A 24,754-nucleotide genomic window follows, 5' to 3' on the forward strand; every position below is an offset into this window, starting at 1 on the left:
ACGCTCTCCATCACTCAAGCACGATACCAAGTTCAGTCCGCAGTTTCTTCGTCAGTCCCGCAGCCACGAGCTCATACGAACGACGCACATAATGCTCGAGCTCTTCACCCTCAAGCGGAGAATGATCGGCAATCGACACCCATTTCCGTTTGGCGAAATAGGGAGCCTGCGCAATGCCTTCCAGTGAGGTGAGTATCTCGAAACTTTCCTCGGAACATTTGACGACAAGTCGCCAATTGTCACGCTCACCCAGAACGGCGAAGACCTTGTCGCCAACCTTTGCGACGTGGGAATCCCATTGGTCCACGAAGGTAACACCGGGCCAGGTACCGAGCGTGGCATCGAAAGTCTTGCGTTCGAAAATGCTCATGCCAGCGTCTCCGCGATCAAGGCGGCCAGACGCTCCGCGACCTCGGCTTTTGTCATTTTCGGCCAGGCGTCAATGCCTGATTTCGAGATGACCCTCACCTGATTGTTCGCGCCGCCCATGATGCCGGTTTCGGCGGATACATCGTTGGCGATGATAAAATCTGCTCCCTTGCGCTCCAGCTTGGCGCGTCCATTCTCTTCAATATTCTGCGTTTCGGCGGCGAAACCGACGACGAGCTTCGGGCGGTTCTCGTGATGGCCGACGGTTTTCAGGATGTCCGGGTTCTCGGTCAGTTGCAGTGCGGGCGGCGCATCGCCCGGTTGCTTCTTGATCTTCTGATCGGCAGATGCCGCCACCCGCCAGTCTGCGACCGCAGCGACGAAAACAGCGATATCGGCAGGTAGCTTTGAAACGACGGCATCGCGCATCTCTTCGGCGCGCTCCACATGGATGGTTCTCACTCCTGCGGGATCAGGGGTCGTGACTGGACCGGAAACGAGGGTTACGTCTGCGCCGAGTTTTGCCAGCGCAGCGGCAATGGCGTGGCCTTGTCTGCCGGATGAACGGTTGGCGATATATCGCACGGGATCTATGGGCTCATGCGTGGGGCCGGAGGTAACGATTGCGGTCTTACCGGCCAGGGGTTTGGCGGAATTATCCAGCAAGTCTTCCACAGTGGCCACGATCTGCAACGGCTCGGCCATGCGTCCGACGCCAGCCTCACCTTTCTCCGCCATTTCACCTGCCATGGGACCGACAAAGGAAATGCCGTCCTGTTTCAGGGTGGCAATATTGCGCTTTGTAGCCTGCGCCTCCCACATTTTCGGGTTCATGGTGGGCGCCAACAGCACCTTGCGATCAGTGGCCAGCAAAACGGTAGAGGCAAGGTCATCGGCCAGACCATGTGCCATCTTGGCCATCAGGTCCGCCGTGGCGGGTGCCACCAGAACCAGATCGCAATCGCGCGCCAGCCGAATGTGGCCTACATCCTGCTCGTCCTGCCGGGAGAAAAGCTCCGTGAAGACGTGGGTTGCAGAGAGCGCACCGACTGCCAGCGGCGTGACGAATTCCTGCGCGCCCTTCGTCATTACCGGCGTCACCTTTGCGCCACGTTCTTTCAGGCGGCGGATGAGATCGAGGCTCTTATAGGCCGCGATGCCGCCGGAAATGATGAGAAGAATATGCTTGCCTGAAAGAGCCATGATGCTGGACCAGTTTTCCGTTTGGCTGGGAAACTATAGCGCATCCCGAAAAGTGTGAAGCGGTTTTCGGAAAAGATGCGCGCATCAGAAATATTGCAGCAGCGACTTTGCTTTCGCTACTGCAAGCCCCTGGCATACAAAGTGCAATCGCCTCGGCGTAGCGCGGTTTATCACGCCGCCTTGGCGACGTGATATTCCTTGATGGCAACCATCTTGATGGCGGGGAAACGCTCCGCCTCATAGCGCAGCGAAAACGCATCCTGCGCCAGAAACACGGGATCACCGTCCAGATCGCGCGCGATATCGCCGCGCTTGACGTTCAGGAACTTTTCGAACTCGGCGGACTGGTCCGAAGAAATCCAGCGGCAGACCGAGAAGCGCGACATTTCGAAGGAAACCGGCAGGCCATATTCGCCCATCAGGCGTTCCTTCAACACGTCCAACTGCAGCGCGCCGACGACGCCGACGATGGCTGGAGAGCCATCTTCCGGCGAAAAAAGCTGTACGACGCCTTCCTCAGCCATCTGCTGAAGGGCTTCCTTCAGCTTCTTCGCCTTCATCGCATCTTCCAGACGCACGCGGCGCAGAATTTCTGGCGAGAAGTTCGGCACGCCCTGGAAGACGAGGTTCTCGCCTTCGGTCAGCGTATCGCCAATGCGGAGCGTTCCGTGGTTGGGAATGCCCACTACGTCACCCGCATAGGCAGTATCCGCCAGCTGGCGCTGCGAAGCGAAGAAGAATTGCGGGGCGGTGAGGCCCATCTGCTTGCCGGTGCGTGCCAGCCGCGCCTTCATCCCACGCTCCAGCTTGCCGGAGCAGATGCGAGCGAAAGCAATACGGTCGCGGTGGTTCGGGTCCATATTGGCCTGAATCTTGAAGACGAACGCCGTCATCTTTTCTTCAGCCGCATGCACGGTGCGGATGTCTGCCACCTGATCGCGCGGCGGCGGTGCGAAATCGCCCAGCGCGTTGATGAGATCGCGCACACCGAAGTTTCTTAAGGCCGATCCGAAGAAGACCGGCGTCATATGGCCTTCGAGAAATGCCTGACGATCGAACGGACGGCAGGCTTCCATTGCCAGTTCCGTTTCTTCGATAAAGGCATCGCGCTCGTTTTCCGGCAAGCGGTCTGCAACGGCCTGTGGTCCATTGACGGGCAGACCGTCAACCTGCGTATCGTTGCCGCGAAACGTGTTTTCCGCCAGATTATAGGCACCGCAGAATGTCTTGGAACGACCGACCGGCCAGGTTATCGGCGCGGTATCGAGCGCAAGCTTCTCTTCCACCTCATCCAGAATTTCGAAAGCGTCGCGGCTTTCGCGGTCCATCTTGTTGATGAAGGTGATGATCGGAATATCGCGCATGCGGCAGACTTCGAACAGCTTCAGCGTTCGCGGCTCGATACCCTTGGCGGCGTCGATGACCATGATCGCTGCATCCACCGCCGTCAGCGTGCGGTAGGTGTCGTCAGCAAAGTCTTCGTGGCCGGGCGTATCGAGAATGTTGAAAACGCGATCATTATATTCGAAGGTCATGACCGAGGTCACGACCGAGATGCCGCGCTCGCGCTCGATCTTCATCCAGTCCGAACGGGTCTGGATGCGGTCCTTCTTGGCCTTCACTTCACCGGCCAGCTGGATCGCTCCGCCGAACAGCAGCAGCTTTTCGGTCAGCGTCGTCTTACCCGCGTCCGGGTGCGCGATAATAGCAAAGGTGCGGCGGCGGGAGACCGCCTCGGCAAGTGTTTCGGCCATTCTCTGAAATCCTGTGGAATTGCGGGCTATCTAGCGTTTTGAGCCCGCATTTGCAATTGACCTTGGCGATGCAAGGGCAAACTAATGCCGCATGAACACGCAAAACACCCTTTCCCCCGTCCTGAAACTCATCCGCCTTCCGCATGGGGAGGGCATCGAGCTGCCTTCCTATGAAACCGCAGGTGCCGCGGGCATGGACCTGCGTGCCGCCGTCTCGCCAGATGAGCCGATGGTGCTGAAGCCCGGCGCGCGCGCTCTGGTGCCGACCGGTTTCATCTTCGAGGTACCCTTCGGCTACGAGGCACAAATCCGGCCACGCTCGGGTCTCGCCATCAAAAACGGTATCACCTGTCTCAACTCACCCGGCACGGTGGATAGCGATTATCGCGGTGAGGTGAAGGTCATTCTCGCCAATCTCGGAGACACCGATTTCATCATCGAACGCGGCATGCGCATCGCCCAGATGGTGATTGCGCCCGTGACGCAGGTGACGATTACGGAAGCGGAAGAGTTTTCCGAAACGGCGCGCGGAACAGGCGGTTTCGGCTCGACGGGCGTGTGATCACAACGTTGTGACGCATGCTGTTTTGGAGTATGCCAAGGGAAACACGCCGGGGGCATCTTCATGACGATTACGACCATTCTCGCCTATGCGACTGCATTGTTCATCGCCGCCGCCATTCCCGGCCCGGGCATGACGGCCATCGTTGCACGAGCGCTGGGTTCCGGTTTCCGAGAAACCTTCTTCATGGGTCTTGGTCTGGTGCTTGGCGATATGGCCTATCTGACGGCCGTGATCCTCGGCCTTGCCTTCGTGGCGCAGACTTTTCAGGAAGCCTTCATGGTGCTGAAGTTCGCGGGCGCTGCCTATCTGCTCTACATCGCCTGGAAGCTCTGGACAGCTGGACTTCTGCCGCAGGATTTGCAGGCGAAGAAAAGTACGAGCATCGGAATGTCCTTCCTTTCCGGCCTGTTCATCACGCTCGGAAACCCCAAGACGATGCTATTCTATGTCGCGCTGGTTCCCACATTGATCGATATCCGCATGATCGGAACATCCGAATACATGCTTCTGCTTGGCGTCACATTCGCTGTGCTGATGGCGGTGCTGCTGCCCTATATTTTGTTGGCTTCAAAGGCCCGCACGCTGCTCAAGCGACCAAGCGCTCTGACAATCCTCAACCGCACCGCTGCAGGAATTCTCGCTGGAACGGCAGCAATGATCGCCACCCGCACGAACTGAAAATAATCCCTCGATACTGCTTTATATTGAGCAATCCGTCCTAAGAACTGCTCAATATAAGCATATTCGTTCTCTGGCTTCTCGACGTGCATCGCCCTATCCTGCGCCAAAGTTTTGCGGGCATTAGCAGGAGAACACAGCATGTCTGAAGCCAGAAAACCCGGACGCGGACGCATCTATTCCTCCATCACCGACACGATTGGCGATACGCCGTTGGTGCGCCTCGACAAGCTGGCGGCGGAAAAGGGTGTGAAGGCGACACTTCTGGCCAAGCTGGAATTCTTCAACCCGATTGCCTCGGTAAAGGACCGCATCGGCGTCGCGATGATCGAGTCTCTCGAAGCGCAGGGCAAGATCGCGCCGGGAAAGACGACGCTTGTCGAACCGACATCGGGCAATACGGGCATTGCGCTTGCTTTCGCAGCCGCGGCCAAGGGCTATAAGCTCATCCTCACCATGCCGGAAACAATGTCGGTGGAACGTCGCAAGATGCTGGCTTTGCTGGGCGCTGAACTTGTGCTGACGGAAGGCCCGAAGGGCATGAAAGGCGCGATTGCCAAGGCGCATGAACTGGCCGAGACGCTGCCCGATGCCATCATTCCGCAGCAGTTCGAAAATCCCGCCAACCCGGAAATCCATCGCAAGACGACGGCAGAGGAAATCTGGAACGACACGAATGGCGCAGTCGATATTTTCGTTTCGGGCATCGGCACGGGCGGAACGATCACTGGCGTTGGACAGGTGTTGAAGGGCCGCAAGCCCGATCTCAAGGTCGTGGCCGTAGAGCCTGCCGACAGTCCGGTTCTCTCAGGGGGCAATCCCGGCCCACATAAGATTCAGGGCATCGGCGCTGGCTTTGCGCCCGCCATTCTCGACACCAAAATCTATGACGAAATCGTCACGACGACCAACGACGAAGCGTTCGAAACCGCACGCCTGGCTGCACGGCTGGAAGGCGTCCCGGTCGGCATCTCCTCAGGCGCCGCCCTCGCTGCCGCCATCAAGGTCGGCGCGCGTGAAGAAAGCGCCGGCAAGACAATCGTGGTGATCATCCCGTCATTTGCTGAACGGTATCTTTCAACGGCGCTGTTCGAGGGTTTGGGGCTGTAGTATTTCGGACGAGCGCGAACATTCGTCTGCGCCGTCCAAAATGCACGAGAAGTTTCATCCGGATCGCGTCCACTAATGTCCGATGTAACTACTCAGACATGATGCAGGACATAAACTCCATGCATTCTGCTAACTCGCAGGACTTCGGACGCAAGCGAAGAATGGCGTGGGGTATGTGTATGACACCATCGACAAACCCACCACCGTCATCCTCGGCCTTGAACCGAGGATCCATCGCCGCCAACGAAATCAAACGGTTGTGGATCCTCGGGTCAAGCCCACTTCTGTCCGGTTTAACTGGGTGGGTAGTTCGGGGCGAGAACAGCTCCCCCACCCGTCACCCCGGCCTTGAGCCGGGGTCCAGCAGACGCGCGTCTGCGCGTCGAAAAAGTCTTTCAGACCAAGGACTTGGTCTGACTGGATCCCGGATCAAGTCCGGGATGACGGAAGTGGGGATTGCCGTTGCCACATTCATAGCCAGCGTTGCACGGGCGAGTCCGAGTTCGGACAGATTACAAAAACGAAATGCAATCAATACCCTATACCAAGTCCATAAAGATTAATTGAGGAAGCTGCCTATCCCAAGCGCTTGAAAACAACCGGCCCGACCTGCGTCTCCGTCGGCGAAACGCCATACGCCCGTTGAACGGAAGCAACGACGCGCTGCGCATCCTCTCGGCTCGCGGCATGCACCATGGCAATCGGCTGGCCCTCATCCACCTTCGTACCCAGCGGCACGATGTTCGAGATACCGACGCGATGATCGATTTGGTCGCTTGGATGACGTCGGCCGCCGCCGAGTTCCACCACGGCCATGCCCAGATCACGCGTCTGGCACGACGCAAGCCACCCGCTTGCGGGAGCGGGAACTGGCAGGATGTGTGGCGCGACTTTCAGATAATTCTGAGGCCGGGCGATGAAATCATGGGGGCCGCCGAGCGCTGCCACCATCTGCCCGAAGCGCTCCAAAGCCTGACCCGAGGAAAGCGCATCGCGTGCCGTGGCTTCCGCGTCGGGAAGCTCAGCCGCAACCCCGCCCTGAACCAGCATTTCCGCTGCGAAAGCGAGGACGAGCGTTTCGATGCGCGTGCCGCTCTTTTTACCGTTCAGGAAATCCAGACAATGGACGATTTCGAGTGCGTTCCCCGCAGCATCCGCCAAAGGCTCGTTCATGTCGGTGATCAGCGCTGACGTTTTCACGCCTGCGCCATTGGCAACCTGAACCAGCGCTGCTGCCAGCAGTTCCGCTTCGTCAGACGTCAACATGAAGGCGCCGCTGCCGAACTTCACGTCCAGCGCCAGCGTTTCGAGGCCCGCCGCCAGCTTTTTCGAGAGGATCGAAGCAGTAATCAGTGGCACGGAGTCCACTGTCGCCGTTACGTCACGAATGGCATAAAGCCGCTTGTCGGCAGGGGCCAGATCGCCCGTCTGGCCGATGATGGCGCAGCCGACCTCTTTGACCGTGCGACGAAACAGCGCTTCATCCGGCATGACATTGTAATCGGGAATGGCTTCCAGCTTATCCAGCGTGCCGCCCGTATGGCCGAGGCCTCGACCCGAAATCATCGGCACAGCCAAGCCGCAGGCAGCCACGATTGGGGCAAGCATCAGCGAGACATTGTCTCCGACGCCGCCTGTCGAATGCTTGTCGGAAATCGGCTTGCCGATATCCGACCAAGAGAGAACATCGCCGCTATCGCGCATGGCAAGCGTCAGCGCCACAGTTTCATCCCGCGTCATGCCCCGGAAGAAGGTGGCCATGGCAAACGCTGCTGCCTGTCCTTCGGAAATCGAGCCGTTGGAAAGCGCGGCGATAAAGGCTGCGATATCATCGGCCCCCAACGTTTCGCCATCGCGTTTGCGACGGATGATTTCCTGCGGGATCATGGTCGATCAGTATCCGCTGGAAGCCTTGGCAGGCTCGCCGCCACCCAGCACGTTCAACACGTCGTCCAGAAGGCTGGACGCGCCGAAACGGAAGGTGGAAGGCATGGCCCAGTTAGGCTGCATGATGGTTTCCGCAAGCCGCAGATAGAGCGTCGCATCTTCGACGGTGCCAATGCCACCGGCTGGCTTGAAGCCGACTTTCTTCCTGCTGTCGCGGATGGCCTGCAACATGATGTCGGCTGCTTCGAGCGTAGCGTTTGTCGAGACCTTGCCGGTGGAGGTCTTGATGAAATCCGCACCCTCGGCAATTGCGATTTCCGATCCCCGGCGGATCAGCGCCTTGTCCTTCAGCTCTCCCGTTTCCAGAATGACCTTGAGAAGCACCGGTTCGGGGCAGGCCTTGCGAACAGCCGCGACCATTTCAGACACCGCATTTTCATCGCCTGCGATGAATTTCCGGTAGGGGATGACGAGGTCTATCTCATCCGCGCCATCGCGAACCGCGCGTTCGGTTTCCCCAACAACGGTTTCGACATCGAGATCGCCGGACGGGAAATTGACGACAGTTGCGATGCGGATCGCGTGATCATTGCCAAAGGCTGCACGCGCCTGTGCCACGAAACGCGGCCAGATGCAGATGGCAGCCGTGTTGCCATATTGCGTGCGGGCACGCTGGCATAGAGCTGCAATCTGCTCAGGCGTGCAGTCATCCTTGAGATTGGTCAGGTCCAGCAAGGACAAAGCGAGAGCGGCAGCTTCGCGCGGGCGCTGAAGTTCCATGCTCAATTTCCTCCTGAAATCATTTCCGTTAAAATCGCGGCGAGACGTTTGCCGCCAATGGGAGCCATGTCCTTGGTTTCTTCATGGCTGAGTTCCGCGCCGGTCATTCCGGCGCCGTAATTCGTAATAACTGAAGCGGCGGCAACGCGCATCCCGAAAAAGCGCGCGAGGATGACTTCCGGCACGGTGGACATGCCGACAGCATCTGCACCCAGCGTGCGGGCCATGCGGATTTCCGCCGGTGTTTCGAAGCTCGGGCCGGAAAACCACATGTAAACGCCGGGAAACAGAGGCACTGTCGCGCGGATGGCGGCATTGCGCATGGCGAGCGCCAGATCGGCGTCATAAGCGCTGGTCATGCCGACGAAACGGCGGTCGCTCTCTTCGCCGATCAGCGGGTTCATGCCGGAGTAATTGATGTGGTCGGTAATCTGCATCACGGAACCCGGCGGCAGATCCTGTCGCACGGAGCCTGCGGAATTGGTAAGGATCAGCGACTGAACGCCAATGCCTGCCAGTGCTTCGATAGCCGGGCGCATGGCGCCCGCATCGCCTCTTTCGTAATAATGCACACGACCTGACAGCATGATGACCGGCTGGCCGCCGAGGTAACCGGCAACCAGTTCGCCCGCATGGCCCGATACTGCACTTTCCGGGAAACCCGGAATATCCGCATAGGGAATGCGGATCGCATCCGCGACCTCATCCACCAGCGAACCAAGGCCGGAACCCAGCACGATGGCCGTGCGCGGCACGAGGCCGTTCAGTCTGTCGACCAGCACGTCGATGATCGCGTGATCCATCTTACAACTCGGTCTTGAAGCTGAAGGGCAGAAGCTCGTCCATGGTCATCACCTTCTGGACGCCGGTCTCATCGCAGAGATAGACCTTGGTTTCAGGCGTGGCGAACTCGGCAATCTTCTGGCGGCAGCCGCCGCAGGGCGGGCAGAGCGCCAGCTTTTCCGCGATAACGGCGATCTCCTTGATCTGCTTTGCCCCGCCCATCACCATTGCGCTGATGGCGGAAGGCTCCGCGCACCAGCCCTGTGGGAAGGACAGGTTCTCGATATTGGCGCCCTTATAGACCTTGCCGTCTTCCGCGCGGATGGCAGCACCCACCGGAAACTTGGAGTAAGGCGCATGGGCAAAACCCATGGCCTCGCGGGCGGCTTCGAAGAGCGCGTGAGATGCGGTGTCGTTCGACATGGTTTAGCGCTCCTTCGTATAGGCAACGCCACCGGCCTTCGGCGGCTTGGCAACGCCGATGAAACCGGCCAGCAGGAGACACGTGAGAACGTAGGGCATCACCTGAAATGTCTGGACTGGTACCTCTCCGATGCCTGGAATCGCCTTGCCTTGCAAAAAGTTTCCCATCGCATCCAAGAAACCGAACAAAAGGCAGGCAAACATAACCGGCACTGGCTTCCACTTGGCGAAGATCAATGCGGCCAGCGCAATGTAACCCTTACCCGCCGACATATTCTGAATGAAGGCAGCCGATTGCGCCACCGCCAGATAAGTGCCTGCAAAACCGCAGAGGAAACCGGCGACCATGACGGCGCGGAAGCGCATCCATGTGACGGAAATGCCAGCCGTATCGACAGCGCCCGGGTTTTCACCCACAGCCCGCAGGCGAAGACCGAAGCGAGTGCGGTACAGCACCCACCATGAGATCGGCACCGCCAGAAACGCGAGATAGGTAAGAATATTGTTGCCGGAAATGACGTTGGCATAGAGCGGGCCTATGAACGGCACGTCGCGCATCATATCCACGCCAGGCAGGATGACGGGCGTGAAGCGGCCCTCGCCCGCGATCTGCGGCGTGCGGCCACCCTGGCCGAACCATGCCTGACCGAGAACGACCGTCAGACCGGCTGCGACGAAGTTGAGCGCCACACCGGAAACGATCTGGTTGCCGCGGTTGGTGATGACGGCAAAACCGTGCACCAGCGAGAAAAAGATCGAAACGCCGATGCCAGCCGCGAGACCGGCCCATGGGTCTGACGTCAAATAGGCAACGCAGGCGGATGCGAAGGCTGCTGCCAGCATCTTGCCTTCGAGGCCGATATCGAACACGCCAGCGCGTTCGGAAAACAGGCCTGCGAGTGCGGTGAACAGAAGCGGAATGGTCAGGCGAACGGTCGAACCGAGAATGCTGACCAGCATATCGAAGGTTTCCATAGCCTTACCTCTTCACGAAATTCTGGTAGATGCGCACGAGCGCGGGACGATACATATATTCAAGAGCACCGGCGAACAGGATCACCAGACCCTGAATGACGACGATCATCTCGCGGGTGATATTGGGCATTTCAAACGAAAGGTCCGCGCCGCCCTGATAGAGAATGCCGAACAGCAAAGCTGCAAAGACGATGCCGAGCGGGTGGCTTCTGCCCATCAGCGAAACGGCGATACCGACAAAGCCCGCGCCGCCGACGAATTCCACCTGCAAACGAGCGGATGCGCCCATGACAGGGTTCAGCGCCATCATGCCAGCGAGACCACCGGAAATGAGCATGGCGATGATTACGGTGCGCGAATAGGGAATGCCAGCATAGACGGCAGCAGAAGGGCTGATGCCGAGAGTGCGCATTTCATAACCCAGCTTGGTGCGCCAAATCAGCACCCACACCAGAAACGCCATGACGAGCGCGATGATGAAAGACACGTTGAACGGTGCGGGGCCGAGCTTGAGGCCGAACATCGCCATCAACCAGTCGAGCTTCGGCAACTGTCCGCCAGCGAGGAAGGTGCGCGTTTCAGGCGCCATCTTGCCGGGAACGATGAAGACGTTGACCAGCAGATAAACCATCAGCGCCGCAGCGATGAAGTTGAACATGATGGTGGTGATAACGACGTGGCTGCCGCGCTTTGCCTGCAACCAGCCGGGAATGAAGGCCCAGGCCGCACCGAAAAGGGCAGCGCCGATGACGGCGAATGGCATGGTTACATACCATGGCACATAATGATCGAGCGCCAATGCAACGATGGCGGCACCGAGACCGCCAATATAGGCCTGACCTTCGGAGCCGATGTTGAACAGCCCGGCATGAAACGCAACCGCGACGGAAAGGCCGGTGAAAATGAAGCTGGTCGTATAGAACAGGGTGAAGCCAATGGCGTCACCGCGTCCCAGCGCGCCTTCGATCAACAATCGAAGGGCTGCAAAAGGGTCTTCGCCAATCGACCAGACCACGAGGCCGGAGATGAAAAAGGCAGTAAGGATGTTGAGCAACGGCAGAAGGCCGTAAGTCATCCAACTGGGTAGGGGTACGGAAGCTGTACTCATGAATATCCGGCCTTATGCGGCAATGCCGGCCATCATCAGGCCCAGCGTCTGTTCTTCGGCTTCCGCCGTTTTTTCTCCAACGACCCGGCCCGCAAACATGACCAGAATACGGTCCGATAGCGAGCGAATCTCGTCCAGTTCAACCGATACCAGCAATATCGCCTTGCCAGCATCGCGCATTTCGATGATGCGACGATGAATGAACTCGATGGCACCGATATCGACACCGCGTGTCGGCTGGCCGATGATCAACATGCTTGGGTCACGCTCGATTTCACGCGCGACGACGATCTTCTGCTGGTTGCCGCCCGAAAAATTGGCCGTCTTCAGCCGCGCATTCGGTGGGCGAATATCGTATTTCTCGATCTTCTCCTCAGCATCCTTGCGGATCGCTTCGGGGTTTAGGAACGGACCTTTGCCGTATCGCTCGTCACGATGATAGCCGAGGATCGAGTTCTCATATTCCTCGAACTTCAGAACCAGACCCATATGATGCCGGTCTTCTGGGATATGGGCGAGGCCGAGCTGGCGCAGAATAGCAGGATCGACCTTATCCACCGGCTTGCCGCCGATCAGAATTTCACCCGAATGCGGTTTGCGAATGCCGGCAAGGGCTTCCAGCAATTCGGACTGACCGTTACCTGCAACACCGGCGATACCGACGATTTCGCCAGCGCGTACATCGAAGGAAACATCATCGACCATGGTCACGCCACGGCTGTCCTTGACGGTGAGATTGCGCACGGAGAACAGAATTTCGCCGGGCTTTGCCTCACCCTTTTCCACGCGCAGAAGCACGCGGCGACCGACCATCAATTCGGCCAGTTCTTCGACTGTCGTTTCCGATGTCTTGCGCGTCGCCACCATCTCGCCGCGGCGCATGACGGACACCTCGTCGGTGATCGCCATGATTTCGCGCAACTTGTGGGTGATGAGGATGACCGTCTTGCCCTGATCACGCAGCACACTTAGAATCTTGAACAGGTGATCGGCTTCGGCTGGCGTCAGAACGCCGGTTGGCTCGTCGAGGATCAGTATTTCTGCGCCGCGATACATGGCTTTCAGGATCTCAACACGCTGCTGCAGGCCAACCGGCAGATCCTCGATGATGGCATCGGGGTTCACCTCGAGACCGTATTCGTCCTCCAGACGCTTCAGTTCCTTGCGGGTCGCAGCCGTGCCTTTCGACAACAGCGCGCCACCTTCGGCACCCAGCATCACGTTTTCCAGAACGGAAAAATTCTCGACCAGCATGAAGTGCTGATGCACCATGCCGATGCCCGCATCGATGGCCGCCTGACTGTCCTTGATGGACACCGGCTTGCCGTTGACGCGGATTTCGCCGGAATCGGCGTGATAAAAGCCATAGAGAATCGACATCAAGGTCGATTTCCCCGCCCCGTTTTCCCCGATGATGCCGTGGATCGAACCCTTGGCAACGGTGAGATTGATATTCTTGTTGGCGTGTACCGCACCGAATTTCTTATCGATGCCTACAAGCTCGATTGCAGGTTCCATGGTCAAAACCAGACGTCTCCGAAGACAGAAATGAAAAGGGCGCAACGCGAAGCCGCGATGCGCCCTTGTTCAAATGGTTAGATCACTTTGGGCAGGAATTGTCCGACATATAGTCGTGAACCTTGACTGCGCCGGAGATGATGTCGGCCTTCGCCTTATCGACCGCAGCCGTCATTTCCGGCGTGATCAGCGCCTTGTTGTTGTCGTCGAGAGCGTATGCAACGCCGTCTTCCTTCACGCCAAGTGCCGTAACGCCGCCGGTGAACTTGTCGTCCTTGGCATCCTTGTAGGCGTTGTAGACGGCGAGGTCGACGCGCTTGACCATCGAGGTCAGAACGGAGCCCGGATGCAGGTGGTTCTGGTTGGAATCGACGCCGATCGAGAACTTCTTGTTGTCGGCAGCCGTCTGCAGAACGCCGATACCGGTAGCACCTGCCGCAGCGTAAATCACGTCAACGCCCTGGTCGATCTGGTTCTTGGTCAGTTCACCGCCGCGAACAGGGTCGTTCCAGGCCGCGCCGGTCGTGCCGGTCATGTTTTGGAAGACTTCGATCTTTGCGTTTGCAGCCTTTGCGCCCTGCGCGTAGCCACAGGCGAACTTGCGGATCAGCGGAATGTCCATGCCGCCGATGAAGCCGACCTTGCCGGTCTTGGAAGCCATGCCTGCCAGAAGGCCAACGAGGTAGGAACCTTCTTCTTCCTTGTAGACGACCGAACGCACGTTCGGCAGTTCAACGACGGAGTCCACGATCACGAACTTGGTGTCCGGGAATTCGGCGGCAACCTTTTCCATGGCCGATGTCCATGCGAAGGACACTGCAACAACCGGGTTGAAGCCGCGGCTTGCGAAGTTGCGGATCGCCTGTTCACCCTGCGTGTCGCTGGTCGGCTCGAAATCGCGATATTCGATGCCGGTCTCGGCCTTGAACTTTTCAGCGCCCGTCGCAGCAGCTTCATTGAACGACTTGTCGAACTTGCCGCCTGTTCCGTAGACCAGTGCAGGCTTGATATCCGCAGCCAAAGCGGAAGCCGACATCGCGGCCAGCGCGAAAAGCGTCAGAAGGGATTTTTTCATTGTGCAGCCCTGTTGTTGCAGTTTGGTTTTATAAAGGGTCCTCCCGCAAGCCCGTTTAATCGGGCATGTTCTGCGGAAAAGCCAGCCGTTTTCGGCTGTGCGTAAGGATTACCTTTGCACGGCTGCGAGAAAAATTCATCCGTTTTTTTTACCCGGTGGAAAAAGCTGTTTCTGATGCTTTTTTAATCCTTTCCACCGGGCATAATGTTGAAAAACTAGCCGATGTTGCAGCTGACGCCGGTGCCGCGCAGGCCGCAATAACCGCCGGGATTTTTGGCCAGATATTGCTGGTGATAGTCTTCGGCATAATAGAAGATATCGAGCGGCTCGATCTCGGTGGTGATCTTCGGGCGGTGACCGGCGGCTTCCAGTGCCTGCTGGAACGTGTCGCGCGCCGCTTTTGCCTCGGCCAGTTGCTCGTCACTCGTCGTGTAGATGACGGAGCGATAGGTCGTGCCGACATCATTGCCCTGACGCATGCCCTGCGTGGGGTCATGCTCTTCGAAAAATATCTTCAACAGGGAAGCCAGCGTAACCTGTGACGGATCGTAAACGACTTTCACCACCTCGGCATGGCCCGTCAGCCCCGTCGTCGTTTCCTGATAGGTGGGGTTGCGGGTGATACCGCCGGAATAGCCGACAGCCGTAACCCACACGCCTGGCGTCTTCCAGAAAAGCCTCTCTGCCCCCCAAAAGCAGCCCATGCCAAGATAGACCGTCTCCAGACCTTCCGGATACGGGCCCTTCAGGGGGTTCCCGTTGACGAAATGATGTTCGGGCACCGCAAGCGCCTGATCGCGACCGGGGATCGCGGTGTCGGCGGTAGGCATCACGGTTTTCTTTGAAATTGTATCGAATCCAAACATTGCAGTCTCCCTGCGGCAGTCAGACGCCGCGTTCCGATGTGCATTGCGTGGTTGCTGCCGTCTCGTCAGGCCGCAAAACGACCCAAGGGCCTTGGCTTCCTGTATCCTGCCATCCAGAACAGCAGGGAAAGCCCGAGAAGAACTGCAAAGGCGGGAATTGCAGACAGGCCGTCTTCGATCCAGCGCCACGCTTCCGGATGAATATAGTGTGCCGTCATGCTTTCTGCCATGGCAAGCGATGAAGGAGAAAGTTGCGCCCAGCCCTGGCTAAAGCTCATGAGATCGACGGAGGATGTGGAAACGGAGCGGATGGAATCAAAAACGCCGATTGCCACCGCACCAGCCAGGAGCAGGAAGCTTACGAACCGGAACAACGCTTTCATGGCAGGTCTCCCCGGTTTTTCGACAGGCAAATCACAAACCGATATTCGGCTTTCATGCCTCTTGGATACTGTCCGCAGAAGCGCTTTGCAATCACGTCATAAACAGGCTTTTTGCACACATTTAAAAAAACTGTCAGAATCGGGTTGATCGCGGCGAATTCATCGGTATATATCGCGCCGTTCCAGTGATTTGCATTTCCCAAAACATGCAGATGCTCAAAAAGGACAGGTGGCCGAGTGGTTTAAGGCGCACGCCTGGAACGCGTGTGTGCGTGAAAGCGTACCGTGGGTTCGAATCCCACCCTGTCCGCCATTTGGCTTTTCCCGAGGAAATACGAGATAACTTTAAAAAAGCGGCTACTTCACGCTTATATTTTACTGGACTGACGAACACAACCGAAAGTAAAAAAAGAACAAATAGGGAACTTGCATTGGAATTGTATTTTTACTATATAGGGAGTAGTGTTTGCGGGCAGTGATTCGGCCCTCCTGAAAGCGAGGCATCGGATGTCAACAAAATATATTGCACCTGAAGCTGTTGGGGCAACAAAGAATCAGGTTGAAATCTTCGCTGAAGATGTTGCTAAGCATATAGGTTTTTTTCCTGGTGATAGCCTAGAAGAACTCGTTAGCAAGACTGGTGGCCAACTTTTGTTTGGCTCAAGCGGTACGGGCGACTATGAGAGCGGCTCCATCATAGCCCGCGATATGAGTGACTATACTATATATTTGTCTAGAAATACTTCCAGGCAGAGAGATAGATTTACAATAGCTCATGAGTTAGGTCATTTACTCCTCCACCTCCCTAAGATTAAGCAGCAGGATGCTGATGCGATCATGAGAGCCACTCGCTGGGTTGACGAAAATAGCGAAGCTCAGAAGCGGGCAGAATGGGAAGCTAATTGGTTTGCTGCAGCGTTCTTGATGCCGAAAGAGCCCTTTATTCGTTCCTTCAATAATGGCGGTGCCGTTACTGCTCAACACGAATTTGACGTGAGCGCAGCAGCAGTACAAACGCGCGCTAAGTCGCTTGGTCTTTTATCGCATGGATGACGAAGTTCCGCCGGAATACCGAATTCGCCTCTTTCTATCTGTAGATTTAGTTGGATCGACCGCATACAAATCAAAAGAGGGCAGCACCAATTTAAAGTGGATAAAAGCTTTTCAAAAATTCTACGGAGAATTTCCTTATCAATTTAAAAGGAATTATAAGCAGCTTTGCTCATCGATTCCCGAAATACCCGTAGAAGAATATAGCGTCGACCCAAAAGTCTGGAAAACGATTGGAGACGAGATATTATTTGTCAATAGAGTTAATAGCATTACTCACTTAGGTGCGTATGTTAAAGCGTTTGCGCAGACTCTAATAGATTTTGGACGAGAGGTGCACACTTCTTACGAGTTGAACACGAAGGGAAATGCTTGGATTGCAGCGTTTCCTAATCCCAATCGAAGTATTCGCTTATCAATGAATGGTGACGATCCATTAATTGGGGAGAATGAAGTTTTAACTGAGGCATTTGAGGCAAAGGTCGACGATACCCCAAGCAATTATGATTTTTTGGGAAAAGGTATTGACGGCGGTTTTCGCATCTCACGTAATTCTACAATTGATACTTTTACTATTTCCCCAGCGCTCGCATATCTTTTATGTAAAGCAAAGCGAAATGTAGATACTACAAAGTTTGACGGAAGGTTTGTCTTTCACGAACCACAAGAATTTAAAGGTGTAGTAAAGGGCCAGAAATATCCAGTTATTTCTCTAATTACTAGTCGCGATGAGGCTTTTGATTATCTTCAAAGTTTAGAAAGTGAATTACTGGATCGTCCGAGAGAAGCTGACTTTGTTAAATTGTTTACATACTTGGAAAGCTACATAGTTCACCATGGAATTGAGCGCCCAGAGTTGCGATTAACGGCGAATGGAGCGTCTGTTGATCCACCTGAGCATTATAGTGACTATATAAAGGAATGGCGCGAGGACTTAGAAAAGATCAGAGCGGCTAAATCTTATGAAGACAGCGCCTCTTCTGCCAATGGCGAAGCCGATGAGTCCAGTGCGTTGAATCCTCAAACAAAAGCCGTAAATCTTGAAGCTGCGATCAAAGATTTTCTACGATTAGCAGAGAGCGTACCCGCAAAAAATGACAGGAAAACGGTAGAGGAATAACGTGATGGCCGAAGACAGGTGTCGCTAACGCCAGTATTTGAGACAGCTTGTTGATTGCGATTCTAAATAAAAAATTAGATTACCAAAACTTAAGGTGATTTTGGTGCAGGAAGGATGTTTCCTCTAGCTTGGAAAGCCTCAACGGCACGGTGGCGTGCTGCGGTTTTCTCATCCAAGCCGGAACTCCGTCATGAAAAAATTATGGATACTTGCCAGTGTCGCCGTCATCGCTGTTGCAGCATGGCCATTTCGCGACTCTATTCCCTATATTAAGACCCTGCCATTCATTGCCGGAGAAAACCACCAGAAGCTTGCCGCTGCTGGCGGAGAACAGAAGAACGGTGAAAAAGCTGGCGGCCGCTCGCAGGACGGCCAATCATCGAGTGAAAAGTCATCCGGCGGGCAAGGTTCCGGCAGGGGCCAGGGCGGCGGTCGCCGCAATAGTGGCCCGCCTTCGGTTTCCACCGTCGCAGTCGAAGAAGCGACACTGCCAATGGATGTTGCAGCAACCGGCTGGGCCGTTGCGGCAGACTCTACCAATATCGCGCCGAGAGAACAGGGCGTCGTCCTGTCCGTCAGTGCCAAGGATGGGCAGGAAGTCAAGGCTGGCGATCTGATCCTCAAGATGGATGACCGATACGCGGTCGCCGCAGTGGCGAAGGATCAGGCAGATATCGCTGCCGACCAGGCCACGCTGGCGCAAAACGAGGCCGCGTTTCAGCGCGCTTCCAATCTGGCAAAGCAGAGCGTCGAATCGCAGCAGTCGCTGGAACAGACGCGGGCCGCGCGTGATTCGGCAGCAGCCAAGATCGACGCCGATAAGGCGACCCTTCAGTCCGATCAGGCAGCGCTTCAGGATATGGAAATCCGCGCGCCCTATAATGGGCGGCTCGGCGATGTGACGGTCAGCCCCGGGGCTTACCTGAGCGCAGGCGTCACCATCGTCAGCATTACGCGCTACGACCCGATCTCGATGGAGTTCAGGCTGCCCCAACGCTATCTGCCGCAGCTTCATGAGGGTCTGAAGTCGGAAGCCGCCGTCAGCATCGATCCTGCCGCAACGGGCGGAACACCGGTCACCGGCAAGCTCAGCTTCTTCGATAACAATGTCGATCAGGCCTCCGGCACGGTTCTCGTCAAGGCGGAATTCCAGAACGATAAAGGCCTTGTATGGCCGGGCCAATCGGCCAATGTCACCGTGCACTTCAAGTCGGATGACGAGCAGATCGTCGTTCCAACGGTTGCTCTGAGAGCCGGGCCGACAGGCGCTTTCGTCTATACTGTGGATGACAGCCAGCATGTGCACGTCACGCCCGTCGATGTCGCACGTTCGAATGGCGACATGACTGCGATTGCCAAGGGGCTTTCTGCCGGGCAGCATATCATCGTTGAAGGTCAGTCAGAGTTGGTGGATGGCCAGACGGTCATCGAGAAGATGTCGCCGACTGCGGATAAGGCAGACACCGTTGCGCAGAACGGCCCTGTCACGGAGGCCGCCCAATGATCGCACGCTTCTGTATCAATCGCCCTGTTGCCACCGTCCTGCTCGCGATAGGCCTTATCCTTGCGGGTCTGGCGGGCTATCGCCTGCTGCCAGTCGCGGCCCTTCCCAAGGTTGATTTTCCGACGATCAACGTCTCGGCCTCGCTGTCCGGTGCTTCGCCGGAAACCATGGCGACGTCCGTTACGACACCGCTGGTCAAGCAGTTCGAAACCATCCCCGGTATCAGCGAAATCAGCGCCACCAACACGCTCGGCAACACCTCCATCGTAATCCAGTTCGATCTGAACCGCGATATCGACGCCGCCGCTGCCGACGTGCAGGCCGCGATCTCGCGCGCGCAGCGGCAGCTGCCGACGAACATGACGACGACGCCGAGCTACCGCAAGACCAACCCGGCAGATGCGCCGGTCTTGCTGCTTGCCGTCAACAGCAAGGAAATGCCCGCCAGCAAGGTGGATGATATTGCGGAAAACGTGATTTCGCCGCTGCTTTCCACCATTTCAGGCGTGGCGCAGGTCAGTATTTACGGTGCCAAGACCTATGCCGTGCGTGTGGGTCTCGATCCATCGCTACTTCAGGCACGCAATATCGGCGTCGATACCGTGACGACGGCAATCACCCAGGCCAATAATCAGGTGCCGGTCGGCGCGCTGCAAAATCAGAACCAACGCCTGACCATCGATGCCGACACGCAGAGAACCAATGCAGAAGAGTTCAAGTCGCTCGTCATCGCCACGGCGAATGGCGCTCCGATCCATCTCGGCGATGTCGCCAATGTGCAGGACAGCGTGGATAATCCGGATGCGGGCAGCTGGTTCGATGGCGAACCTGCCATTATTCTCGCCGTCCAGCGCCAGTCTGATGCCAATACGGTGGATGTGGTCAACGCCATCAAGGACAAGCTGCCTGCGCTGAAGGAGCAGCTGCCGCCATCGATCAATATCCACGTGATGAACGACACCTCGACCGCGATCAAGGATGCGGTATCCGACGTTCAGTTCACGCTGTTCCTGACGATAGCGCTCGTCGTCCTCGTCATCTATCTCTTCACGGGGCATCTGACGGCGACGATCATCCCCGGCCTCGCCGTTCCGCTGTCGCTGATCGCTGCCTTCGGCGCCATGTATTGCCTCGGATACAGCATCGACAACATCTCGCTACTGGGGCTGACACTTTCCGTCGGCCTTGTGGTGGACGATGCCATCGTCATGCTGGAGAATATTCTGCGCCTGCATGAGGAAGGCCTGCCCATGCGCGAAGCGGCGCTTCAGGGCGCAGGTGAAGTCAGCGCCACCATCCTCTCCATGTCGGTATCGCTGGTTGCCGTCTTCATCCCCATCCTGTTGATGGGCGGTGTTGTCGGGCGTCTGTTCAACGAGTTCGGCATGGTGGTGACGCTTGCCATCATGGCGTCTGCGCTGGTGTCGCTCACCGTCACGCCGATGCTTGCCTCGCGGTTGTCCTCGCATTCCTCGCGGCCTCCTGCCATCATCCGCTGGTTCAATGCCGGGTTCGATCGCACACTTTCGGGTTACGACCGGGCGGTTGGCTGGTGCCTGCGCCATCGCGCTATCGTGCTGATGTGCTTCCTCGGCTCGATTGCTGCGTCTGGCATCCTCTTCAAGATCCTGCCCTCCAGCTTCTTCCCGCAGGAAGACATCGGCCAGCTGTCCGTTTCGACGCGCGCTCGTGAGGATATATCCTATACCGCTATGAGCGATCTTCAGAACCAGGTTGCCGCGGCCATTCGCGCCAATCCGGCTGTGCTGCACGTCACCTCCATCGTCGGCGGCAACTCGCGCAGTCCTCTCAATAACGGCTCGATGTTCGTTCAGCTGAAGCCGAAGGACGAAAGACCGCCTCTTTCACAAACGCTTGGCGAATTGACCAAAACCACTTCCAAGGTCGTGGGCATCAGAACCTACATCACCCCGCAGCAGAGCCTTCGCTTTGGTGGCCGCAGCTCCGCCTCGCAATATCAGCTGGTGGTGCAGGGCCTGAGTGCCGATGCCACCAGCCAGTGGTCCGGCAAGTTGATGGATGAGATGCGCAAGGACCGCACCTTCACATCCGTCACTTCGGATGCGCAGAACGGCGCGATTTCGGCAACGATCAAGATCGATCCCGAAAAGGCCGCCGCCTTCGGCATCACCAACGATCAGCTGCGCAAGACGCTGGAAATGTCTTTCGGCGGCTATGATGCCGCGCAAATCCAGTCCACCGGCAACAGCTATAACGTGGTGGTGGAATTCGACCGGGCCAAGCCCTGGACGGACGACTTCCTGCGCGACATCAACATCCTGTCGACCAAGACCAATACGCTGGTGCCACTGTCGAACTTCGCTTCCGTCGAACGCCTGCAGGCTCCGGTCACGATCAACCAGACCGGCCAGCTGGTCTCCACCACCATCTCCTTCAACTTGCCGGACGGTGTGTCGCTCAGTCAGGCCATGGAGCGGATCGATACGATCAAGTCCGAAATCGGCCTGCCTGCGGATGTCTTCACCACCTATGGCGGCACGGCTGCGATCTTCCAGCAATCGCAGGGCAACACCGGATTGCTGATTCTGGCTGCGGTGCTGACGATCTATGTGGTGCTGGGCGTGCTGTATGAAAGCTTCATCCACCCGCTCACCATTCTCTCAGGTCTACCCGCTGCCGCCTTCGGTGCGCTTCTAGCACTTGAGCTGATGGGCATGGACTTCTCCATCATCGCGCTTATCGGCCTGCTTATGCTGATCGGTATCGTGAAGAAGAACGCGATCATGATGATCGACGTGGCAGTGGACAATATTCGCAGCAAGGGCGAATCGCCCATCACCGCCATCCACGAAGCCTGCGTGCGACGGTTCAGGCCCATCATGATGACGACCTTCTGCGCGCTTCTGGGTGCATTGCCCATTGCGCTCGGTTCGGGTGCCAGTTCGGAACTTCGCCAGCCGCTTGGCATCGCGGTTGTGGGCGGCCTGGTGGTTTCGCAGATCCTGACGCTGTTCATCACCCCTGTCATCTTCGTGGAGATGGACCGGATGGGAACGCGTCTGGGCAAGCTCTTTTCCAGAAAGCATGACCGAGAACATGCCACCAATGCGGACGCGGTTGAAACACCCAAAAAAGCCGCTGCATGACAAAAGAAAAGCCCGGTCACCCGGGCTTTTTTGATGAACTGATAAGGATCAATTCGTCGCGGCAGGCATGGTCGGTGCTGCATTCGGGTCCGGCAGCGGTGCCGGATTGTCCGAAAGCGTGCGCAGGTAAGCGATCAGGTCTGCTCGTTCGGTTTCCTTCTTCAGGCCCGCAAAGCCCATCGCAGTGCCGGGAACATGCTTCTTGGGCGCTTCGATGAAGTAGTTGAGGTGATCGTAGTCCCACTTCTCGGTGCTGCCCTTGGAGAAATCCTTCATGCCTGCAGAGTAGCTGAAGCCTTCGTGGCTCGCGATCGGGCGGTTGACGACGTCGTAAAGGTCAGGGCCGACTTTATTGGGGCCGCCCTTTTCCCCGGAGTGACAGCTCGTACACTTCTTGAATGTGGTCTCGCCCTTTGCCGCATCGGCGCTGGCGAGAAGCTTGGCAATCGGCGTCGCGGGCGCTTCGGCTGCTCCACCAGCACTTTCGCTACCGCTAATTTCCGCAACAATGGCGTAGCCTTCCTTTTCGGGGGCCGGGGCGTGAAAAATACCCTCCGACGCTATAGACACCGACATAAGGACGAACACCGTGCCCAGAAGGGCGCCGACCGCCATGTTTACCCGTGAATTCATTGATTTGCGCTCCCTCACAACCGTTTGCTCGAAACGGGCATCTTGAAATTGCTTGAAAGCTATGGCTTTTGCACAGCCTGCGCAACTTGAATATGCTCTCCGCCCCGTGACGTATTGCCACTTTTCCGGCGGAATTTGAAGGGTGTCGAATGAATAATCGGTTTTTCGAAAAGGCGATCGTGCTTATTCCTGCACGAATGGCTTCAACCCGCCTTCCAGGCAAGCCGCTGGCCGACATTTGCGGCAAGCCGATGATCGTTCAGGTTGCTCTGCGCGCCCGCGAAGCAGGAGCGGAACGCATTGTCGTTGCCGTCGATAACGAACAGGTTTTCGAGGCCGTGAAGAATGCCGGTTTCGATGTCACCATGACCCGGCAGGATCACCAGTCAGGCTCCGATCGCATCTATGAAGCGCTTCAGAAAGCCGATCCGAACGGTAGCGCCGAATTCATCATCAACGTGCAGGGCGATCTTCCGACCATCGAGCCGGAGACGATCCGCGCGTCGCTTCGCCCGATGGAAGATCCCTCCGTCGATATCGCCACGCTGACCGTGCCGATCACCGATGAGGAAGAAAAGACCGATCCGAGCATCGTGAAAATTGTCGGCAGCCCGCTTTCCGACACGCGTCTGCGCGCGCTTTATTTCACACGCGCCACCGCACCCTATGGCAACGGCCCGCTTTATCATCACATCGGCCTGTACACCTATCGACGTGCCGCACTCGAAAAATTCGTGTCGCTGAAGCCTTCGGTGCTTGAGAAGCGCGAGAGCCTCGAGCAGCTGCGCGCTGTGGAGGCGGGAATGCGGATCGATGCGGAAATCGTGAATTCCGTTCCTCTTGGCGTCGATACCCAGCCACAGCTGGAAACCGCCCGCAAAATTCTCAGCAGCAAACAGAACTGACGGCATCATCATCATGACCAGCAGCAATCGCATTGCCTTTCAGGGCGAATATGGCGCCAATTCCGACATGGCCTGCCGGGATGTGTTTCCCACCATGGACCCGCTGCCATGCCCGACATTCGAGGATGCGTTCAACGCGCTTGAAAATGGTGATGCCGATCTGGCCATGATCCCCATCGAAAACACGCTGGCGGGACGCGTGGCGGATATTCATCATCTTCTGCCCGAATCCCGCCTGCACATCATCGGCGAATATTTCATGCCGATCCGCTTTCAGCTGATGGTGCTTCCGGGCGTTGAAAAGGACGAGATCAAGACCGTCCACAGCCACATCCATGCGCTGGGTCAATGCCGCAAGATCATCCGCTCCAACGGCTGGAAGCCGGTGGTGGCAGGTGACACCGCCGGTGCCGCAAAGCTCGTATCGGAAAAGGGCGACCGCAGCATGGCAGCGCTCGCGCCACGCCTCGCGTCCTCACTTTACGGGCTTGATATAATTGCCGAAAATGTTGAGGATTCAGACAACAACGTCACGCGCTTCGTCGTCCTGTCGCGAGACGAGCAATGGGCGAAGCGCACGACGCCGGAAGAGGTGATCGTCACCACCTTCGTCTTCAACGTCCGCAACATTCCCGCAGCCCTCTACAAAGCCATGGGCGGCTTCGCCACCAACGGCATCAACATGACGAAGCTCGAAAGCTATCAGATCGGCGGCAAGTTCGTTGCAACGCAATTCTACGCAGATATCGAAGGCCACCCTGAAGACGAATCGGTGCGCCACGCGCTGGAAGAGCTGAAGTTCTTCTCGGAGAAGGTGCGGATCCTCGGCGTGTATACGGGGCATGCGATGCGTGGGAAGCTGAACAACGTTTGAGCTCTATCGAGGCTCGATCTTCAACGCGGCAACGCGCGGTGGCTACCTTGAACAATTCAGCGC

General features: G+C 57.1%; 23 protein-coding genes and 1 tRNA gene. 10 read left to right on the top strand and 14 right to left on the bottom strand.

What is annotated here, in order from left to right:
- Positions 1-10: 10 nt before the first annotated feature.
- The 3 genes from CFBP5473_RS00370 to CFBP5473_RS00380 form a co-directional block, all read right to left on the bottom strand.
- Positions 11-370 carry an MmcQ/YjbR family DNA-binding protein gene (locus tag CFBP5473_RS00370; RefSeq protein WP_027674552.1) on the bottom strand — a complete coding sequence of 120 codons (360 nt, stop codon included), beginning with the start codon at positions 368-370 and terminating at the stop codon, positions 11-13.
- The gene (coaBC, locus tag CFBP5473_RS00375) at positions 367-1,572 is read right to left on the bottom strand and encodes a bifunctional phosphopantothenoylcysteine decarboxylase/phosphopantothenate--cysteine ligase CoaBC (RefSeq protein WP_027674553.1); all 1,206 of its coding nucleotides are present in this window, start codon (positions 1,570-1,572) and stop codon (positions 367-369) included. The genes CFBP5473_RS00370 and coaBC overlap by 4 nt, the downstream gene beginning before the upstream one ends.
- A gap of 170 nt (positions 1,573-1,742) precedes the next feature.
- Positions 1,743-3,326 (bottom strand): peptide chain release factor 3, encoded by a 1,584-nt coding sequence (locus CFBP5473_RS00380; protein WP_027674554.1) that lies wholly within the window; start codon positions 3,324-3,326, stop codon positions 1,743-1,745.
- A gap of 91 nt (positions 3,327-3,417) precedes the next feature.
- On the opposite strand from CFBP5473_RS00380, the gene dut reads away from it, so the two are divergent.
- The 3 genes from dut (at position 3,418) to cysK (ending at position 5,679) form a co-directional block, all read left to right on the top strand.
- On the top strand, positions 3,418-3,888 hold the full coding sequence (dut, locus tag CFBP5473_RS00385; RefSeq protein ID WP_027674555.1) for a dUTP diphosphatase: 471 nt from the start codon (positions 3,418-3,420) through the stop codon (positions 3,886-3,888).
- Positions 3,889-3,951: 63 nt separating this feature from the next.
- A complete protein-coding gene (locus tag CFBP5473_RS00390) occupies positions 3,952-4,569 on the top strand; it encodes a LysE family translocator (protein WP_027674556.1) in 618 nt (205 codons plus the stop codon).
- 141 nt (positions 4,570-4,710) lie between these two features.
- Positions 4,711-5,679, top strand: a complete 969-nt coding sequence (cysK, locus tag CFBP5473_RS00395; protein WP_027674557.1) for a cysteine synthase A — start codon at positions 4,711-4,713, stop codon at positions 5,677-5,679.
- Between the two features lie 576 nt (positions 5,680-6,255).
- Here cysK and deoA read toward each other — a convergent pair.
- The 10 genes from deoA to CFBP5473_RS00445 all read right to left on the bottom strand — a co-directional run bounded on the left by deoA (position 6,256) and on the right by CFBP5473_RS00445 (position 15,477).
- A complete protein-coding gene (gene deoA / locus CFBP5473_RS00400; RefSeq protein WP_027674558.1) occupies positions 6,256-7,566 on the bottom strand; it encodes a thymidine phosphorylase in 1,311 nt (436 codons plus the stop codon).
- Positions 7,567-7,572: 6 nt separating this feature from the next.
- Entirely contained in the window at positions 7,573-8,346 is a 774-nt protein-coding gene (gene deoC, locus CFBP5473_RS00405) for a deoxyribose-phosphate aldolase (RefSeq protein ID WP_027674559.1), read from the bottom strand.
- 2 nt (positions 8,347-8,348) lie between these two features.
- On the bottom strand, positions 8,349-9,149 hold the full coding sequence (locus CFBP5473_RS00410; RefSeq protein WP_027674560.1) for a purine-nucleoside phosphorylase: 801 nt from the start codon (positions 9,147-9,149) through the stop codon (positions 8,349-8,351).
- Between the two features lies 1 nt (position 9,150).
- Positions 9,151-9,552, bottom strand: a complete 402-nt coding sequence (locus CFBP5473_RS00415; protein ID WP_027674561.1) for a cytidine deaminase — start codon at positions 9,550-9,552, stop codon at positions 9,151-9,153.
- 3 nt (positions 9,553-9,555) lie between these two features.
- On the bottom strand, positions 9,556-10,527 hold the full coding sequence (locus CFBP5473_RS00420) for an ABC transporter permease (protein WP_027674562.1): 972 nt from the start codon (positions 10,525-10,527) through the stop codon (positions 9,556-9,558).
- A 4-nt stretch (positions 10,528-10,531) separates the two neighbouring features.
- Entirely contained in the window at positions 10,532-11,635 is a 1,104-nt protein-coding gene (locus CFBP5473_RS00425; protein WP_027674563.1) for an ABC transporter permease, read from the bottom strand.
- A gap of 12 nt (positions 11,636-11,647) precedes the next feature.
- Positions 11,648-13,153: an ABC transporter ATP-binding protein gene (locus CFBP5473_RS00430; protein ID WP_106389348.1), complete on the bottom strand. Its 1,506-nt coding sequence runs from the start codon at positions 13,151-13,153 to the stop codon at positions 11,648-11,650.
- Positions 13,154-13,235: 82 nt separating this feature from the next.
- Complete coding sequence (locus CFBP5473_RS00435) at positions 13,236-14,228, bottom strand: BMP family lipoprotein (protein ID WP_027674565.1); 993 nt, start codon at positions 14,226-14,228, stop codon at positions 13,236-13,238.
- Positions 14,229-14,443: 215 nt separating this feature from the next.
- A complete protein-coding gene (gene msrA / locus CFBP5473_RS00440) occupies positions 14,444-15,094 on the bottom strand; it encodes a peptide-methionine (S)-S-oxide reductase MsrA (RefSeq protein WP_027674566.1) in 651 nt (216 codons plus the stop codon).
- A 65-nt stretch (positions 15,095-15,159) separates the two neighbouring features.
- On the bottom strand, positions 15,160-15,477 hold the full coding sequence (locus CFBP5473_RS00445) for a hypothetical protein (RefSeq protein WP_027674567.1): 318 nt from the start codon (positions 15,475-15,477) through the stop codon (positions 15,160-15,162).
- 223 nt (positions 15,478-15,700) lie between these two features.
- On the opposite strand from CFBP5473_RS00445, the gene CFBP5473_RS00450 reads away from it, so the two are divergent.
- From CFBP5473_RS00450 to CFBP5473_RS00470, 5 genes are all read left to right on the top strand, one after another.
- Positions 15,701-15,790: transfer RNA gene (locus tag CFBP5473_RS00450), tRNA-Ser, on the top strand.
- 194 nt (positions 15,791-15,984) lie between these two features.
- Complete coding sequence (locus tag CFBP5473_RS00455; protein WP_027674569.1) at positions 15,985-16,530, top strand: ImmA/IrrE family metallo-endopeptidase; 546 nt, start codon at positions 15,985-15,987, stop codon at positions 16,528-16,530.
- Complete coding sequence (locus CFBP5473_RS00460; RefSeq protein ID WP_027674570.1) at positions 16,523-17,647, top strand: hypothetical protein; 1,125 nt, start codon at positions 16,523-16,525, stop codon at positions 17,645-17,647. Before CFBP5473_RS00455 ends, CFBP5473_RS00460 begins: the two co-directional genes overlap by 8 nt.
- A gap of 190 nt (positions 17,648-17,837) precedes the next feature.
- The gene (locus tag CFBP5473_RS00465; RefSeq protein WP_027674571.1) at positions 17,838-19,151 is read left to right on the top strand and encodes an efflux RND transporter periplasmic adaptor subunit; all 1,314 of its coding nucleotides are present in this window, start codon (positions 17,838-17,840) and stop codon (positions 19,149-19,151) included.
- Positions 19,148-22,279 (top strand): efflux RND transporter permease subunit, encoded by a 3,132-nt coding sequence (locus CFBP5473_RS00470; protein WP_051441207.1) that lies wholly within the window; start codon positions 19,148-19,150, stop codon positions 22,277-22,279. Before CFBP5473_RS00465 ends, CFBP5473_RS00470 begins: the two co-directional genes overlap by 4 nt.
- Before the next feature lie 48 nt (positions 22,280-22,327).
- On the opposite strand, the gene CFBP5473_RS00475 is transcribed toward CFBP5473_RS00470, so the two are convergent.
- Complete coding sequence (locus CFBP5473_RS00475; protein WP_027674572.1) at positions 22,328-22,912, bottom strand: c-type cytochrome; 585 nt, start codon at positions 22,910-22,912, stop codon at positions 22,328-22,330.
- Between the two features lie 149 nt (positions 22,913-23,061).
- On the opposite strand from CFBP5473_RS00475, the gene CFBP5473_RS00480 reads away from it, so the two are divergent.
- Together CFBP5473_RS00480 and CFBP5473_RS00485 are read left to right on the top strand one after the other, a co-directional pair.
- Positions 23,062-23,817: a 3-deoxy-manno-octulosonate cytidylyltransferase gene (locus CFBP5473_RS00480; RefSeq protein WP_027674573.1), complete on the top strand. Its 756-nt coding sequence runs from the start codon at positions 23,062-23,064 to the stop codon at positions 23,815-23,817.
- A 13-nt stretch (positions 23,818-23,830) separates the two neighbouring features.
- On the top strand, positions 23,831-24,691 hold the full coding sequence (locus CFBP5473_RS00485) for a prephenate dehydratase (protein WP_037170811.1): 861 nt from the start codon (positions 23,831-23,833) through the stop codon (positions 24,689-24,691).
- The last annotated feature ends 63 nt before the right edge of the window (positions 24,692-24,754 follow it).

This window comes from Agrobacterium larrymoorei (genome assembly GCF_005145045.1).
Classification (GTDB): domain Bacteria; phylum Pseudomonadota; class Alphaproteobacteria; order Rhizobiales; family Rhizobiaceae; genus Agrobacterium; species Agrobacterium larrymoorei.

Coding starts and splice junctions, on each gene's coding strand:
- CFBP5473_RS00470 (WP_051441207.1), top strand. CDS start 19,148: ATGATCGCACGCTTCTGTATCAATCGCCCTGTTGCCACCGTCCTGCTC.
- CFBP5473_RS00485 (WP_037170811.1), top strand. CDS start 23,831: ATGACCAGCAGCAATCGCATTGCCTTTCAGGGCGAATATGGCGCCAAT.
- CFBP5473_RS00390 (WP_027674556.1), top strand. CDS start 3,952: ATGACGATTACGACCATTCTCGCCTATGCGACTGCATTGTTCATCGCC.
- CFBP5473_RS00415 (WP_027674561.1), bottom strand. CDS start 9,552: ATGTCGAACGACACCGCATCTCACGCGCTCTTCGAAGCCGCCCGCGAG.
- CFBP5473_RS00480 (WP_027674573.1), top strand. CDS start 23,062: ATGAATAATCGGTTTTTCGAAAAGGCGATCGTGCTTATTCCTGCACGA.
- CFBP5473_RS00430 (WP_106389348.1), bottom strand. CDS start 13,153: ATGGAACCTGCAATCGAGCTTGTAGGCATCGATAAGAAATTCGGTGCG.
- CFBP5473_RS00420 (WP_027674562.1), bottom strand. CDS start 10,527: ATGGAAACCTTCGATATGCTGGTCAGCATTCTCGGTTCGACCGTTCGC.
- CFBP5473_RS00455 (WP_027674569.1), top strand. CDS start 15,985: ATGTCAACAAAATATATTGCACCTGAAGCTGTTGGGGCAACAAAGAAT.
- CFBP5473_RS00475 (WP_027674572.1), bottom strand. CDS start 22,912: ATGAATTCACGGGTAAACATGGCGGTCGGCGCCCTTCTGGGCACGGTG.
- deoA (WP_027674558.1), bottom strand. CDS start 7,566: ATGATCCCGCAGGAAATCATCCGTCGCAAACGCGATGGCGAAACGTTG.
- CFBP5473_RS00465 (WP_027674571.1), top strand. CDS start 17,838: ATGAAAAAATTATGGATACTTGCCAGTGTCGCCGTCATCGCTGTTGCA.
- CFBP5473_RS00445 (WP_027674567.1), bottom strand. CDS start 15,477: ATGAAAGCGTTGTTCCGGTTCGTAAGCTTCCTGCTCCTGGCTGGTGCG.
- CFBP5473_RS00435 (WP_027674565.1), bottom strand. CDS start 14,228: ATGAAAAAATCCCTTCTGACGCTTTTCGCGCTGGCCGCGATGTCGGCT.
- CFBP5473_RS00410 (WP_027674560.1), bottom strand. CDS start 9,149: ATGGATCACGCGATCATCGACGTGCTGGTCGACAGACTGAACGGCCTC.
- CFBP5473_RS00460 (WP_027674570.1), top strand. CDS start 16,523: ATGGATGACGAAGTTCCGCCGGAATACCGAATTCGCCTCTTTCTATCT.
- CFBP5473_RS00380 (WP_027674554.1), bottom strand. CDS start 3,326: ATGGCCGAAACACTTGCCGAGGCGGTCTCCCGCCGCCGCACCTTTGCT.
- deoC (WP_027674559.1), bottom strand. CDS start 8,346: ATGGAACTTCAGCGCCCGCGCGAAGCTGCCGCTCTCGCTTTGTCCTTG.
- CFBP5473_RS00425 (WP_027674563.1), bottom strand. CDS start 11,635: ATGAGTACAGCTTCCGTACCCCTACCCAGTTGGATGACTTACGGCCTT.
- dut (WP_027674555.1), top strand. CDS start 3,418: ATGAACACGCAAAACACCCTTTCCCCCGTCCTGAAACTCATCCGCCTT.
- cysK (WP_027674557.1), top strand. CDS start 4,711: ATGTCTGAAGCCAGAAAACCCGGACGCGGACGCATCTATTCCTCCATC.
- msrA (WP_027674566.1), bottom strand. CDS start 15,094: ATGTTTGGATTCGATACAATTTCAAAGAAAACCGTGATGCCTACCGCC.
- coaBC (WP_027674553.1), bottom strand. CDS start 1,572: ATGGCTCTTTCAGGCAAGCATATTCTTCTCATCATTTCCGGCGGCATC.
- CFBP5473_RS00370 (WP_027674552.1), bottom strand. CDS start 370: ATGAGCATTTTCGAACGCAAGACTTTCGATGCCACGCTCGGTACCTGG.